The 13,500-nt window shown below is 73.3% G+C and carries 16 protein-coding genes; 7 read left to right on the forward strand and 9 right to left on the reverse strand.

Annotation, left to right across the window (positions count from 1 at the left end):
• Positions 1-51 precede the first annotated feature (51 nt).
• From HPC71_RS20755 to trxA, 5 genes are all read left to right on the forward strand, one after another.
• Positions 52-1,938 carry a protein kinase family protein gene (locus HPC71_RS20755; protein ID WP_154616049.1) on the forward strand — a complete coding sequence of 629 codons (1,887 nt, stop codon included), beginning with the start codon at positions 52-54 and terminating at the stop codon, positions 1,936-1,938.
• A gap of 7 nt (positions 1,939-1,945) precedes the next feature.
• Positions 1,946-2,662 (forward strand): RNA polymerase sigma factor SigM, encoded by a 717-nt coding sequence (sigM, locus tag HPC71_RS20760; protein WP_171897141.1) that lies wholly within the window; start codon positions 1,946-1,948, stop codon positions 2,660-2,662.
• Positions 2,659-3,453, forward strand: coding sequence for a hypothetical protein (locus tag HPC71_RS20765; RefSeq protein ID WP_154612365.1), 795 nt, complete (start codon positions 2,659-2,661; stop codon positions 3,451-3,453). The genes sigM and HPC71_RS20765 overlap by 4 nt, the downstream gene beginning before the upstream one ends.
• A gap of 24 nt (positions 3,454-3,477) precedes the next feature.
• Complete coding sequence (gene trxB / locus HPC71_RS20770) at positions 3,478-4,566, forward strand: thioredoxin-disulfide reductase (protein ID WP_284438261.1); 1,089 nt, start codon at positions 3,478-3,480, stop codon at positions 4,564-4,566.
• Between the two features lie 149 nt (positions 4,567-4,715).
• Positions 4,716-5,045 carry a thioredoxin gene (gene trxA, locus HPC71_RS20775; protein ID WP_284438246.1) on the forward strand — a complete coding sequence of 110 codons (330 nt, stop codon included), beginning with the start codon at positions 4,716-4,718 and terminating at the stop codon, positions 5,043-5,045.
• Here trxA and HPC71_RS20780 read toward each other — a convergent pair.
• On the reverse strand, positions 5,035-5,706 hold the full coding sequence (locus HPC71_RS20780) for a GNAT family N-acetyltransferase (RefSeq protein ID WP_171897143.1): 672 nt from the start codon (positions 5,704-5,706) through the stop codon (positions 5,035-5,037). The genes trxA and HPC71_RS20780 overlap by 11 nt on opposite strands.
• Before the next feature lie 54 nt (positions 5,707-5,760).
• Here HPC71_RS20780 and HPC71_RS20785 point away from each other — a divergent pair, with 54 nt between their 5' ends.
• Positions 5,761-6,975 carry a pyridoxal phosphate-dependent aminotransferase gene (locus HPC71_RS20785; protein WP_171897144.1) on the forward strand — a complete coding sequence of 405 codons (1,215 nt, stop codon included), beginning with the start codon at positions 5,761-5,763 and terminating at the stop codon, positions 6,973-6,975.
• 44 nt (positions 6,976-7,019) lie between these two features.
• Positions 7,020-7,784 carry a lysophospholipid acyltransferase family protein gene (locus HPC71_RS20790; RefSeq protein ID WP_154616047.1) on the forward strand — a complete coding sequence of 255 codons (765 nt, stop codon included), beginning with the start codon at positions 7,020-7,022 and terminating at the stop codon, positions 7,782-7,784.
• A 129-nt stretch (positions 7,785-7,913) separates the two neighbouring features.
• On the opposite strand, the gene HPC71_RS20795 is transcribed toward HPC71_RS20790, so the two are convergent.
• The 8 genes from HPC71_RS20795 to rpmH all read right to left on the reverse strand — a co-directional run bounded on the left by HPC71_RS20795 (position 7,914) and on the right by rpmH (position 13,248).
• Positions 7,914-8,966, reverse strand: coding sequence for a ParB/RepB/Spo0J family partition protein (locus tag HPC71_RS20795; protein ID WP_154616045.1), 1,053 nt, complete (start codon positions 8,964-8,966; stop codon positions 7,914-7,916).
• Positions 8,963-9,916: a ParA family protein gene (locus HPC71_RS20800; RefSeq protein WP_171897145.1), complete on the reverse strand. Its 954-nt coding sequence runs from the start codon at positions 9,914-9,916 to the stop codon at positions 8,963-8,965. Before HPC71_RS20800 ends, HPC71_RS20795 begins: the two co-directional genes overlap by 4 nt.
• A 152-nt stretch (positions 9,917-10,068) precedes the next feature.
• Positions 10,069-10,773 carry a 16S rRNA (guanine(527)-N(7))-methyltransferase RsmG gene (gene rsmG / locus HPC71_RS20805; protein WP_321207487.1) on the reverse strand — a complete coding sequence of 235 codons (705 nt, stop codon included), beginning with the start codon at positions 10,771-10,773 and terminating at the stop codon, positions 10,069-10,071.
• 76 nt (positions 10,774-10,849) lie between these two features.
• Complete coding sequence (locus tag HPC71_RS20810) at positions 10,850-11,413, reverse strand: Jag family protein (protein WP_394370159.1); 564 nt, start codon at positions 11,411-11,413, stop codon at positions 10,850-10,852.
• On the reverse strand, positions 11,410-12,414 hold the full coding sequence (gene yidC, locus HPC71_RS20815) for a membrane protein insertase YidC (RefSeq protein ID WP_171897149.1): 1,005 nt from the start codon (positions 12,412-12,414) through the stop codon (positions 11,410-11,412). Before yidC ends, HPC71_RS20810 begins: the two co-directional genes overlap by 4 nt.
• Before the next feature lie 3 nt (positions 12,415-12,417).
• Entirely contained in the window at positions 12,418-12,678 is a 261-nt protein-coding gene (gene yidD / locus HPC71_RS20820) for a membrane protein insertion efficiency factor YidD (RefSeq protein WP_154612360.1), read from the reverse strand.
• Positions 12,679-12,685: 7 nt separating this feature from the next.
• Positions 12,686-13,075: a ribonuclease P protein component gene (gene rnpA, locus HPC71_RS20825; RefSeq protein ID WP_171897150.1), complete on the reverse strand. Its 390-nt coding sequence runs from the start codon at positions 13,073-13,075 to the stop codon at positions 12,686-12,688.
• A 35-nt stretch (positions 13,076-13,110) separates the two neighbouring features.
• A complete protein-coding gene (rpmH, locus tag HPC71_RS20830; RefSeq protein ID WP_011758123.1) occupies positions 13,111-13,248 on the reverse strand; it encodes a 50S ribosomal protein L34 in 138 nt (45 codons plus the stop codon).
• Positions 13,249-13,500 lie beyond the last annotated feature (252 nt).

The raw sequence follows: 13,500 nt of genomic DNA on the forward strand, positions 1-13,500 counted from the left end.
GGGGCCGGTCGGCCCGCCCCGGTGGTCGACGTCGAAGGGGATGAGGAGGCAGTGCCGCAGACCGCACGGCCAGGCGACGTCCTCGCCGACCGCTACCGCCTCGTCGACCTGTTGTCGGAGAGCAGCGGCGGGCTGTTCTGGCGAGCGCACGACCGGGTCCTCGAGCGGCACGTCGCGCTGCACGTCATCGACGCCGACGACGAGCGCGCACCCGGCCTGATCGAGGCGGCCCGCCGCTCCGCGACCGTGCTGGACCGCCGCGTGCTGCGCGTGCTGGACGCCGAGCGGCTCGAGGGCGTCTGCTACGTCGTCAACGAGTGGGGCTCGGGCGCCTCCCTCGACATCCTGCTCGCCACCGGCGGGCCGCTCGCGCCCCGCAAGGCCGCCTGGCTGGTCGGCGAGGTCGCCGACGCCGTCGCCACCTCCCACGCCGCCGGCGTCTCCCACGGCCGCCTGGTCCCCGAGAACGTCCTCGTCGAGCGCACCGGCCAGGTCAAGGTCATCGGGATGTGCGTCGACGCCGCCCTCCACGGGCTGCCCACCGACGGCACCGCCACCGACGTGGTCGACCTCGCCGGCCTGCTGTACGCCGCGCTCACCGGCCGGTGGGCGGGCGTCTCGCCGTCGGCGGTCCCGGCCGCGCCCCAGGAGCACGGCCACGTGCTGCGGCCCCGCCAGGTCCGCGCCGGGGTCCCCCGGCCGCTCGACGCGCTCTGCGAGGCGTTGCTCAACCCCTACGCCGCCCGCCGCGACCTGCTCGACGTCACCACCGCCCGCGGGGTGGCGGCCTACCTCGAGGACTTCGTCGGCGACCCCACCGGCATGCCCGAGGCGCTCGCCGCGATGATCCCGGCGCTGCACCGGCCGACCACGATCGTGCTGCCGCCCGTGCCCGAGGTGCTGCCCCACGAGCGCGAGCCCGACCCCGCCCCCCGACCCGGCGACCAGCCCGACGACCAGGCCGACCCCCAGCCCGAGGACCAGCCCGGGCCCACCTCGCCGCGGGCCGAGCTGCCCACCGAGGCCGGCCTGCCGATCTTCGACGACGAGGCCGACGACGTCACCTGGCTCGAGCGCCGCACCGACCCGGTGCCGCCCCCGCCGCCGTTCGAGGAGCCTCCGAGCCGGCCGCTGTTCGCGCCGGAGCCCGCCGACGGGGCCCCGGTGCGCCGCCCGCGCGTGGAGGTGCTGCACGGCGACGCCGGCCCGCACGCCGGCGGAGGCGGTGGCGGGGCGCCCGGCGACCCGTCGTACTGGCCCTGGGACGACGGCGACGGCCGCGGCACCGGCTCGGCCCTGCCGGCCGTGGGCGAGGAGACCGAGCAGCTGGAGCCGGTCCCGGGCCGGCGGTGGATGCGGCTGGCGATCATCCTGGCGCTCTGCGCGGCGGTGCTCGTCGCGACCGTCGTCGGGGTCAACCTCGGCCGCGGCCGGGGCCCCCTCGGCACCGGCTCCCAGGACCCGCCCCGCGACGCCTCCCCCTCGGCCCGGGCGCTCTCGGCCGTCCCCGTCCGCGGCGTCACCGACCTCGACCCCCAGGGCGGCGACGGCGAGGAGAACCCCGACCTGGTGCCGCTCGCCGCCGACGCGGACCCGGCGACGGCGTGGCGCACGGCCACCTACGAGCAGCAGCTCGGCCCCGGCGGGCTCAAGACCGGCGTCGGGATCGTCCTCGACCTCGGCTCGCCGCAGGAGGTCTCCGAGGTGGGCCTCACGCTGGTGGGCGCCCCGACCGAGGTGTCGGTCTACGTCTCCGACACCGAGCCCACGGCCGTCCGCGACCTCACCCTGGCCGGGTCCGACACGCTCGAGGAGCGGGGCCGCGTCGAGCTCGAGGAGCCCACGACCGCGCGGTACGTCGTGGTCTGGCTGACCTCCCTCCCCGCAGTCGACGGCGGCTACCGCGGCGAGGTGGCCGAGGTCGTGGTGCGCGGGTGAGCGCCCCGTGAGCACCGAGGTGAGCGCCGACGCGCGCACCGATCCCGAGCTCCTCGCCGCGCACGTCGCCGGGGACTCCGAGGCCTTCGGCGTGCTCGTCGCCCGGCACCGCGACCGGCTGTGGGCCGTGGCGCTGCGCACCACCGGCAACCGCGAGGACGCCGCCGACGGCCTCCAGGACGGTCTCGTGGCGGCGTACCGCCGGGCGGCGTCGTTCCGCGGGGACGCCGCGGTGACCACCTGGCTGCACCGGGTGGTCGTCAACGCCTGCCTGGACCGGCTGCGCTCCTCCCGCGTCCGGCGCACCGAGGTCCTCCCCGACGACCTGGAGGAGTACGGCGACCGCGGAGCGCGCTCGTCGGCGGCGCCGGAGACCGAGGACCCGGCCGAGGTCAGCGTGCGCGGCGAGCGCCGGCGGGCGATCCTGGCGGCACTGTCCACGCTCCCCCTCGAGCAGCGCGCCGCGCTCGTCCTGGTCGACATGGAGGGCTACCCGGTGGCGGAGGCGGCCGCGATCCTGGACTGCGCGGTGGGGACGGTGAAGTCCCGCTGCTCGCGCGGCCGGGCCCGCCTCGCCGACCTCCTCGAGATCGAGCGTCCGGTGCGGCCGGGGTCACCTGCGCGGAACCCGGGGGCCGCCCCGTCCGTCGGAGGACCGGTCGGCCTGACAGGATCCTCGGCCGTCCCCACGCCGCACGAGACGCACGAAGGAGGTGCACCATGAGCCCGTCGCTCACCGGACGCGACCCGGCACCGGACCCCCGCGAGGAGGAGGTGCGCCGCCGCCTCACCGACGCCCGGCACGTCGAGCCGGTGCCCGTCGACGTCGCCGCGCGGCTCGACCGGGTGCTCGCGCAGCTCGCCGAGGGCACGGACGTGCCCTCCTCGGTCACCGAGCTCGAGCGGCGTCGCCGCCGCCGCGCCGCCGGCCTGCTCGCCGCGGCCGCCGTCGTGACGGTCGCCGGCCTCGGGCTCGCACAGGTCGTGCCCGGCTCGAGCGGCACCGACGCCAGCACCGCCGCGGACACCAGCGCCGGGCGCGACGAGCCGGCGTCCGCGTCGAGCGCAGAGGACGAGCGCGCCCCCTCCCCGCAGGGCAGCACCGACGGCGGGGCGGACGCGGACGACGGCACCTCCCTGACCACGGACTCCCTGCAGGCCTTCGCGGCCGACCGTGCGCCCGTACGCGTGCGCGCCGACCACTTCGCCACCGACGCGCTGCGCGCCCGCCAGGTCGTCGACGATGCCGGGGAGCGCCGCTCGTCCGGCGAGCTGGCGGCCCGCGACCGCCGCTCCGGGGGCGCCGGGTCGAAGGCGGGCGGGTCCCAGGCGGGCGGCCGGCTCTTCGAGTGCACCCCGGCCGACTGGGGCCCCGGCGTCGCCGTCCCGGTGCGCTACGACGGCGAGCCGCACGTGCTGGTCTTCCGCGCGCCCGCCGGCGACAGCCAGGTCGCGGACCTGCTCCAGTGCGGCACCGGCGTGATCCTGCGCTCGACCACGCTCCCCGCGGGCTGAGCCGCGGAACATTCCTCACCTACGATCGGTTGGACCCCATGCACGACCGGCGGGCTCGCCGCCGGTAGCCACCGCACCGAGGAGACGTCGACGTCCATGCCCGACACCGCACCCCGTCAGGTCATCATCATCGGCTCCGGGCCGTCCGGGTACACCGCGGCGGTCTACGCCGCGCGTGCCAACCTCCAGCCCCTCGTGTTCGAGGGTTCGGTGACCGCCGGCGGCGCGCTGATGAACACCACCGAGGTCGAGAACTTCCCCGGTTTCCGTGACGGCATCATGGGCCCGGCGCTCATGGACGAGATGCGCGCCCAGGCCGAGCGGTTCGGCGCCGAGCTGGTCCCCGACGACGTCGTCGAGGTCGACCTCACCGGCGACGTGAAGGTCGTCAAGACCGCCACCGGCACCCACACCGCCCGCGCGGTCATCCTGGCAACGGGGTCGGGCTACCGGAAGCTCGGCCTGCCCCGCGAGGACGCCCTCTCGGGCCGCGGCGTGTCCTGGTGCGCCACCTGCGACGGCTTCTTCTTCCGCGAGCAGCACATCGCCGTGGTCGGCGGCGGCGACTCCGCCATCGAGGAGGCGACGTTCCTGACCCGCTTCGGCTCGAAGGTCTCCCTCATCGTGCGCCGCGACGAGCTGCGCGCCTCCAAGATCATGCAGGACCGCGCCTTCGCCGATCCCAAGCTCGAGATCGAGTGGAACACCGTCGTGGAGGAGATCCACGGCGAGGACCGGCTCGAGGGCCTCACCCTCAAGGACACCGTCACCGGGGAGACCCGGCGGATGGACGCGACCGGCCTGTTCATCGCCATCGGCCACGACCCGCGCTCGGAGCTGCTGCGCGGCCAGGTCGACCTCGATCCCAACGGGTACGTCGTCGTCGAGCACCCCTCGACCGGCACCAACCTCCCGGGCGTCTTCGCCGCGGGCGACCTGGTCGACCACCACTACCGGCAGGCGATCACCGCTGCCGGCACCGGCTGCGCCGCCGCGCTGGACGCCGAGCGCTTCCTCGCCGCCCTCGACACGGTCTCCGAGACCCCCGCCGACGCGCAGGCGCGCGTCGACGCCGAGGTCGCCGCCGAGACCGTGCAGACCGCCGGCGCCTGACCCGCTCCCCCACGGCCCGGCCGGGGGAACAACCGCCCCCGACGGGGTGTTCACCGAGCGCAGACCCCGCAGCACCTAGCGGCACCCAGCAGCACCGCACCGCAGCACGACCCCCGCATGACTCCGCACTCCAGGGAAGGAACCCTCACGTGGGCAACATCGCAGCCGTGACCGACGCCGAGTTCGAGGCGCAGGTCCTCAAGTCCGACAAGCCCGTCCTCGTGGACTTCTGGGCGGAGTGGTGCGGCCCGTGCCGCCAGGTCGCCCCGATCCTCGACGAGATCGCCGGCTCGCACGGCGACAAGATCACCTTCTTGAAGATGAACGTCGACGAGAACCCGGTCACCCCGTCGTCCTACCGGGTCACCGGCATCCCGACGATCAACGTCTACCAGGGCGGCGAGGTCGTCAAGACGATCGTCGGCGCCCGCCCGAAGGCGACGCTGCTCAACGAGCTCTCGGAGTTCATCAGCGCCTGACCGGCCCGGTCCTCGCGGCCCTCGACACCGTCCCTCGGGACGAGGTCGGGGGCCGTACCGCTTTCGGGGCCGGGCGGACCGCGCCGAGCAGCCGCTCCAAGGCCGCCTCGACCTCGTCCTTCCAGGTCAGCGCCGAGCGCAGCTCCATCCGCATGCGCGGGTTGGTCAGGTGGCTGCGCTGGGTCCCGAAGCCCACGGCGGAGAGGAACCCCGTCGGCACCAGGCACGGCGCGACCGCGTGCGGCAGGGTCGTCCCGAACGCCTCGACCGCGCGGATGCCGCCGCGGAGCACCAGGTCGCGGGCCATGCCCTGGACGAGCATCCGGCCCAGCCCGCCGCCGGTGTGGCGCGGGTCGACGTGCAGCGACGTCAGCAGCACCGCGTCGGCGCTGACCGGGGCCGTGGGGATGCCGGCCGCCCCGGGCGCGTAGGCGGGCGGCACGTAGAGGACGTGGCCGACGGGCTCGCCGTCGACGAGGACCACCTGGCCGCAGGAGCCCCACTCGCGCAGCACCTCCGAGAGCCAGGCGCGCTTCTCGGCCGGCGCGTCGTCGACCCGGCGTCGGGTGACCGGGTCCAGCTCCCAGAACAGGCAGTCCCGGCACGGACCGGGCAGCGCCTCGAGGTGGTCGAGGGTGAGCCGGACGACCTTGCGTGACACGGGGGGCACCTCCTGGTCGACCATGCTAGGCACGTGCCTGCCAGGATGGGCGCCGTGCGCCAGATCCGCCAGAGCCGCAAGCTCCGCAACGTCCGCTACGACGTCCGTGGTCCGATCCTGGTCGAGGCCCAGCGCCTCGAGAGCGAGGGCCACCGGATCCTCAAGCTGAACATCGGCAACACCGCGCCGTTCGGCTTCGAGGCGCCCGAGGCGATCATCGCCGACATGGTGCACCACCTCCCCGACTCCCAGGGGTACGCCGACTCCCGCGGCATCTACGAGGCCCGCACGGCGGTGATGAACTACTACCAGTCCCGCGGTCTGCGCGACGTCCGCGTCGACGACGTCTTCATCGGCAACGGCGTCTCCGAGCTCATCTCGATGGTGCTCCAGGCCTTCGTCGACGACGGCAACGAGATCCTCGTCCCCGCCCCGGACTACCCCCTGTGGACCGGCGCGGTCACCCTGGCCGGCGGGACCGCGGTGCACTACCGCTGCGACGAGGACGACGACTGGAACCCCGACCTCGCCGACATCGAGGCCAAGATCACCGAGAACACCCACGCCCTGGTGATCATCAACCCCAACAACCCCACCGGCGCCGTCTACAGCGAGGAGACGGTCAAGGGGCTCATCGACATCGCGCGTCGCCACGACCTCGTGGTGATGGCCGACGAGATCTACGAGAAGATCCTCTTCGAGGACGCCGTCCACCACCACGCGGCGACGTACGCCGGCAGCGACGTGCTCTGCCTGACCTTCAGCGGTCTCTCCAAGGCCTACCGCGTCTGCGGCTACCGCGCCGGCTGGGTGATGATCTCGGGCCCCAAGGAGCTCGCCACCGACTTCATCGAGGGCCTGACGCTCATCGCCAACATGCGCATGTGCGCGAACGTGCCGGCGCAGCACGCGATCCAGACCGCGCTCGGCGGCTACCAGTCGGTCGAGGAGCTGATCGGCCCCGGTGGCCGCTACTACGAGCAGGCGATGCTCGCCCACCGCCTCCTCAACGAGATCCCCGGGGTCTCCAGCGTCAAGCCCCGCGGCGCGCTGTACTGCTTCCCGCGGCTGGACCCCGAGGTCTACCCGATCGCCGACGACGAGGAGTTCGTCATCGAGCTGCTGCGCGCCAAGAAGCTCCTGGTCACCCACGGCACCGGGTTCAACTGGCCCGACCCCGACCACTTCCGGCTCGTCACCCTGCCCGCGGTGGACGTGCTGGAGGAGGCGATCGGCCGGATCGCCGACTTCCTCGCCCTGCGCCGCTGACGACCCCTGCGCGGACGCCGCCGCGCGGGTCCTACGCTCACCGCATGCGCGACATCAGCTACCCCCCGATCATCTGGACGGCCAAGACCGCGTTCCGCCTCCTCGGACAGCACTTCCAGATGAGCGGCACCGAGCACGTCCCGCGTGAGGGCGGCGTGCTGCTGGCCTTCAACCACATCGGCTACCTGGACTTCATCTACGGCGGCCTCGCGGCGAACCCATCGGGCCGCCTGGTGCGCTTCATGGCCAAGAAGGAGGTCTTCGACCACGCCGTCGGCGGACCGGTGATGCGCTCCATGCGCCACATCCCGGTCGACCGCGGCGAGGGCCTGGCCTCCTTCCACGCCGCCGTGGAGGACCTGCGCGGCGGTGAGGCCGTCGGGATCTTCCCCGAGGCGACGATCTCCCGGTCCTTCGAGATCAAGGAGCTCAAGACCGGTGCGGTGCGCATCGCCGCGGCCGCCGGCGTCCCCCTCCTCCCCGTGACCCTCTGGGGCACGCAGCGGATCTTCACCAAGGACCACCCCCGGGACTTCTCCCGCGGCACCACCATCGGCATCCGGGTCGGGGAGCCGCTCCACCCGACCGGCGTGGACCCGGTCGCGGAGACCGCCGAGCTGCGAGCGGCCCTGACGAGCCTGCTCGACGAGACCATCGCCGCCTACCCGGCCGAGGAGCAGGCTCCGGGCTCCTGGTGGCTGCCCGCGCGTCTCGGCGGCTCCGCCCCGACGCCCGAGGAGGCCGAGCGCCTCGACGCCGAGGAGAAGCGGGACCGCGCCGCACGCCGCGCGGCCAAGCGCCAGGGCTGAGCCTCCGGCTCGCTCCCCCGGGTGCGTGGTGGCGCTCAGCCGCGCACCCGGGGCCCCGGCACACCCTCGCGGCGCCGATCGCGACGTGGATTCAGCGCTGAAGCGATTTGTCGACAAAGCGACAAGTCGTTAGATCACCCGGTCGTTGCGGTTCCGGGGGTCCATGATGTCGGCGATCCGGCGGAGATCCTCGACGGAGGCGAACTCCACGGTGATCTTGCCCTTGGTCCGTCCCACGTCGATCTTGACCCGCGTCTCCAGGCGGTCCGCCAGCCGGTCCACCAGGTCGTCCACGTCGGCGGTGGTCGCCCGCGAGGCGCGAGCAGGCCGCTTGGCCGAGCCCGTCTCGCCGACGGCGACGATCTCCTCCAGGCCGCGAACGCTGATGCCCTCCGCGACGACGCGCTGGGCGAGCCGGTCCTGGAGGCCGGCGTCGTCCACGGCGAGCAGGGAGCGGGCGTGCCCCGCGGAGAGCACGCCGGCGGCGACCCGCCGCTGGACCGCAGGGCTCAGCTTCAGCAGCCGCAGGGTGTTGCTGATCTGCGGACGAGAACGCCCGATGCGCTGGGCGAGCTCCTCGTGGGTGCAGCCGAAGTCCTCCAGGAGCTGCGCGTAGGCCGCGGCCTCCTCGAGCGGGTTCAGGTCGGAGCGGTGCAGGTTCTCCAGGAGCGCGTCCCGGAGCAGGTCCGTGTCGTCGGTCTCCCGCACGATCGCGGGGATCCGCTCGAGACCGGCCTCCCGTGAGGCCCGCCAGCGGCGCTCGCCCATGACCAGCTCGTAGGCCTCCGGGCCCGTGCGCCGCACGACGACCGGCTGGAGCAGCCCGACCTCGCGGATCGAGTGCACGAGCTCGGCCATCGCGTCCTCGTCGAAGACCTGGCGCGGCTGGGCGCGGTTGGGCACGACCTGCCCGACCGGGATCTCGGCGAAGTACGCCCCGGCGACCGGCGCCAGTGGCTCGCCGTCCACCGACGGCGCGACGCTCACGGCCCCGGACGCTCCTGCGTCACCAGCGCGCGCGGCGCCGGCCCGGGCGGCACCGGAGGCGCCGGCGCCGTCCGTGCTGTCCTGCGTGGCGTCCTCCGTGGTGCTGTCCGCGGGATCCGCAGGCGGCGGGCCGGTGGGGATCAGCGAGCCGAGGCCGCGGCCGAGGCCGCGCCGGGCGGCCGGCTTGGCGGTCATGCCGACGCCCCGGTGGTGGCGCGGCCCTTGGTCGCGATCTCCCGTGCGGCCTCGAGGTAGCTCAGGGCCCCGGGGGAGCCGGGGTCGTAGGTCATCACCGTCTGTCCGTAGGACGGCGCCTCGGAGACCCGCACCGAGCGGGGGATCGCGGTGCGCAGCACCTGCGGACCGAAGTGCTCCCGGACCTCCTCCGCGACGCCGGCGGCGAGCCGGGTGCGGGCGTCGTACATCGTGATCAGGATCGTGGACACGTCCAGGCCCGGGTTGAGGTGCGCCTTGACCATCTCGACGGTCTCGAGCAACTGGCCCAGGCCCTCCAGCGCGTAGTACTCCGCCTGGATCGGGATGAGCATCTCGTCGCCGGCGACCAGCGCGTTCAGCGTGAGCAGGCCCAGGGAGGGCGGGCAGTCCACGATCACGTAGTCGAACCGGTCCTCACCGATGTCCTCAGCGCTCCCGACCAGGGGATGACCCGTGATCGCCTTCTTCAGGCGGTTCTCCCGGGCGACCACGCTGACCAGCTCGATCTCCGCGCCCGCCAGGTCGATCGTCGCGGGCACGACGAACAGGTTCGGCAGGTCCTCGCTCACGGCGACGACCTCCTCGAGGGGGACGCCGTCGACGAGCGCGTCGTACGTCGACGGGGTGCCGCGGCGGTGCTCGATGCCGAGCGCGGTCGAGGCGTTGCCCTGGGGGTCGAGGTCGATGACCAGCACCCGCTGGCCGAGCTGCGCCAGCGCAGCGGCGACGTTCACCGTCGAGGTGGTCTTGCCGACGCCGCCCTTCTGGTTGGCGACCACGAAGATGCGGGTGGCCGCGGGGCGGGGGACCGCCGGCCGGCCCTGAGCACCCTGTCGAGCCAGGATGCTGTGCTGGGCGGCCTTGGCAAGCGGCGTCTGGTCGTCCTCGAAGCCCGTGGAGTACGACGCGAGGTCCGCCGCCGTCCGCACGGTGAAGCCACCGGTGCTGCTGGTTTCACGTGAAACATGGGGCTGGTCCGGCACTGCGGCTCCTGTGGAGAAACTAGGTGAATCTGTGGACAGTCACGCTCAGCGGGGGCTCTGGATCGGTGGATAACTCTGCGGACCGGTGATCCTGCGTGCTACCGCGCGGGGCGCGGCCGACCACGTCGGCGAGCCTTCGCTGACCGCGCCGCCGGCGCACCCGAGCCGCGGTTGGAGCGTGCGGCCGGGGGCCAAGATACCGCCGCCGGATCGGCCCAGGAAACTCGCACGGCACCCGTCGTCTCCTCCAGCACACCGGTGCCCAGCTCACGGATGACCGGCTCCGCGCAGCCGAGCGCCTCCAGCACCGGACGCGCCTCGGCGATCTCCTCCACGACAGAGGACCCCTTCATCGCCACCAGCGCACCCTCGGGCGCGACCAGCGGCATGGACCACTCCAGGAGCCGGCCCAGAGGAGCGACGGCGCGGGAGGTCACCACGTCGAACCGGCGCTCACCGTGCAGGGAGTCCGCGCGGCCGCGGACGACGGTGACCGTGTCCAGGCCGAGCTCCTCGACCACCTCGGTGAGGAAGGTGGTCCGACGGAGCAGCGGCTCGACCAGGGTCACGCACAGGTCCGGTCGCGCGATGGCCAGGACGATCCCCGGGAGACCGGCGCCGGAGCCGATGTCACAGACCTCGACGCCCTCGTCGATCCACTCGCCGAGGACCGCGCAGTTCAGCACGTGTCGGTCCCAGAGCCGCGGGGCCTCGCGCGGTCCGATCAGGCCCCGCACCACGCCGTCGGTCGCGAGGAGCTCGGCGTACCGCTCGGCGAGGGGGAGGCGGTCGGAAGCGAACACCCTCCGGGCCGCAGGCGGCACGGAGGGTGTGCTGGTTTCACGTGAAACATCGTCGGTCACGACCGGGGACCCGACCTCACTCGGGCAGGACGACGACGTGGCGCCGGGGCTCGACGCCCTCGGACTCCGAGACCAGGCCCGCAGCGGCGACGGCGTCGTGGACGACCTTGCGCTCGAAGGGCGACATCGGGTCGAGGGAGACCGGCGCGCCGGACTCCTTGACCCGCGCGACCGTCTCGGCAGCGAGGGCGACCAGCTGCTCGCGCTTCTGGGCGCGGAAGCCGGAGATGTCCAGCATCAGGCGGGAGCGCTCGCCGGTCTCGCGGTAGACCGCGAGGCGGGTGAGCTCCTGCAGGGCGTCCAGCACCTCACCGTCGCGGCCCACCAGCTGGGCCAGGTCGGCGCCCACGATCGACACGGCGGCGCGGTCGCCCTCGACGTCGATGTCCAGGTCGCCGTCGAGGTCGGCGATGTCGAGCAGCTCCTCGAGGTAGTCCGCGGCGATGTCGCCCTCGGCCTCCAGCTGCTCCACCCGCGAAAGGGGGGCAGGGGCCTCGTCAGCGGCGGGCGCGTCGGCGACCTCGGCCGCGGCTTCGGTCACCTCGGTCGGCTCGGTCGGCTCGGTCGTCTCCTGGCTCACTTCTGCTTCCCACCTTCGGTCTTGCCTCGTGCGGGACCCTGCCCACCGGAGGACCTGCGTTGCTGTCGGGTCTGCTTGCGGGGCTGCTGGCGCTGCGTGGGCCGGCGCTCGGTGGTCGGCTCGGGGTCGGCCTCGACGACCGTGGTCTCCACGGTCCCACCCTTGCGCTCCGCACGCGCCTTGTCCCGCTCCTGCTTGGCCGCGAAGGCCGGCGTGCCCGGAGCAGGGTTGTTCCGGATCACGTAGAACTGCTGGCCCATGGTCCACAGGTTCGAGGTGGTCCAGTAGAACAGCACGCCGATCGGGAACGCGATGCCACCGACGGCGAAGACGACGGGCAGCACGTACAGGAGCAGCTTCTGCTGCTGGGCGTACGGCCCGCTGAGGGCGTCCGCCGGCATGTTCTTGCTCATCAGCTGGCGCTGGGTGAGGAACGTGGTGGCCGTCATCGCCACGACCAGGATGGCCGCGAGGACCATCACACCGACGTGCCCGCCGGAGTTGATGAACGTGTTGGAGATCGGCAGGGTGCCGAACAGCTCGGACTGGCCGAAGTTCTGAGCGAGATCCTCGGTCAGCAGGCCGTGCGGGGTGCCGTCCTTCGCCGCCTCGTTGAGCAGGTGGAACAGCGTGAAGAAGATCGGCATCTGGAGCAGGATCGGCAGGCACGAGGCGAACGGGTTGGTGCCCGACTCCTTGTAGAGCTTCATCGTCTCCTGGGCGAGACGCTCCCGGTCGTGGCCGTACTTCTTCTGCAGCTCCTTGACCTTGGGCTGGATGAGCTGCATGTTCCGGCTGGACTTGATCTGCTTGACGAACAGCGGGATCAGCGCCGCCCGGATCACCAGCGTCAGCCCGACGATCGAGAGGATCCAGACCGCGCCGCCGTTCGGGTCGAGCCCGATCGCGGAGAGCAGCTTGTGCCACGCGATCAGCACCGCCGAGATGGCGTAGTACAGGGGAGTGGCGATGAAGCCGAAGATGTCGCCGATGATGCCCACCGATCAGGCTCCTTGCTGAGAGGTCGGGGTACCCGTGCGCGCACGGGCGGGACGAGGGGGGACCGGGTCGTAGCCGCCGGCGGCCCACGGGTGGCACCGGGCCAGCCGGCGCACCGCGAGCCAGCTGCCGCGGAGGCTGCCGTGCTGGGTCACCGCCTCGAGGGCGTACGCCGAGCACGAGGGGTGGTAGCGGCACACCTGGCCGTAGAGCGGGCTGATGAGCGCCCGGTAGGCCCGTAGGAGCGCGATCAGGACGTACTTCATGCCGCTCTCACCCCGAGACCGGGTGAGGAAGCACCGGGTCAGGACGCCCCGCGTCGAGACGGCCGCGCACCCGGGCGAGACCGCGGGCCAGGTCCTCGCCCAGGGCGTCGTACGACGCCTCGGCCGCGGCCGGGAGAGCACGGACCACGAGCACAGCAGAGCCCGGGAGCGACGAGACGTGCTCCCGGGCGAGGTGTCGCAGACGGCGCTTCACGCGATTGCGGGTGACGGCGTCACCGACCGCCTTGCTCACGACGAAGCCCACACGAGGCGGGCGGTCGACGTCGTCGGGGATCCACAGGTGGACCACCAGCGTGCGCGACCCCGCTCGCTCCCCGGCGCGGGTGGCGAGACGGAACGAATCCGCGTCGACCAACCGGTGGGCCGGTGGGAGCACAGCGGGGTCGAGCTGAGCGGCGGCGCGGCGGACCGTCAGACGGCCAGGCTCTTGCGACCCTTGCGGCGACGCGAGGAGAGGATGGCGCGGCCGGCGCGGGTGCGCATGCGCAGGCGGAAACCGTGCACCTTGTGGCGGCGACGGTTGTTCGGCTGGTACGTACGCTTGCTCACGGGTTCTTCCTTCGGGTGGTGGTTCAGGGGCATCGACCCCGGGCGGATCGGCAGTGCTCGTCACGAGATCCGTGACACCTTTCGGCTGGCACCGCCCACCCACGCGAGTCGGATGGCTCCCGTGGACGTGCGGCACCGGTCGATACCGGGGACCGGCCAACGGTACGCGCTGCGGAATCCCGGGGTCAAACCGGCGGGAGGCCCCGGGGAGGTCCCGCCTCGACCAGCCTACGGGCCTGTGGATGACGGCTT

Origin of the sequence: Nocardioides marmotae, assembly GCF_013177455.1 — a bacterium.
GTDB lineage: Bacteria > Actinomycetota > Actinomycetes > Propionibacteriales > Nocardioidaceae > Nocardioides > Nocardioides marmotae.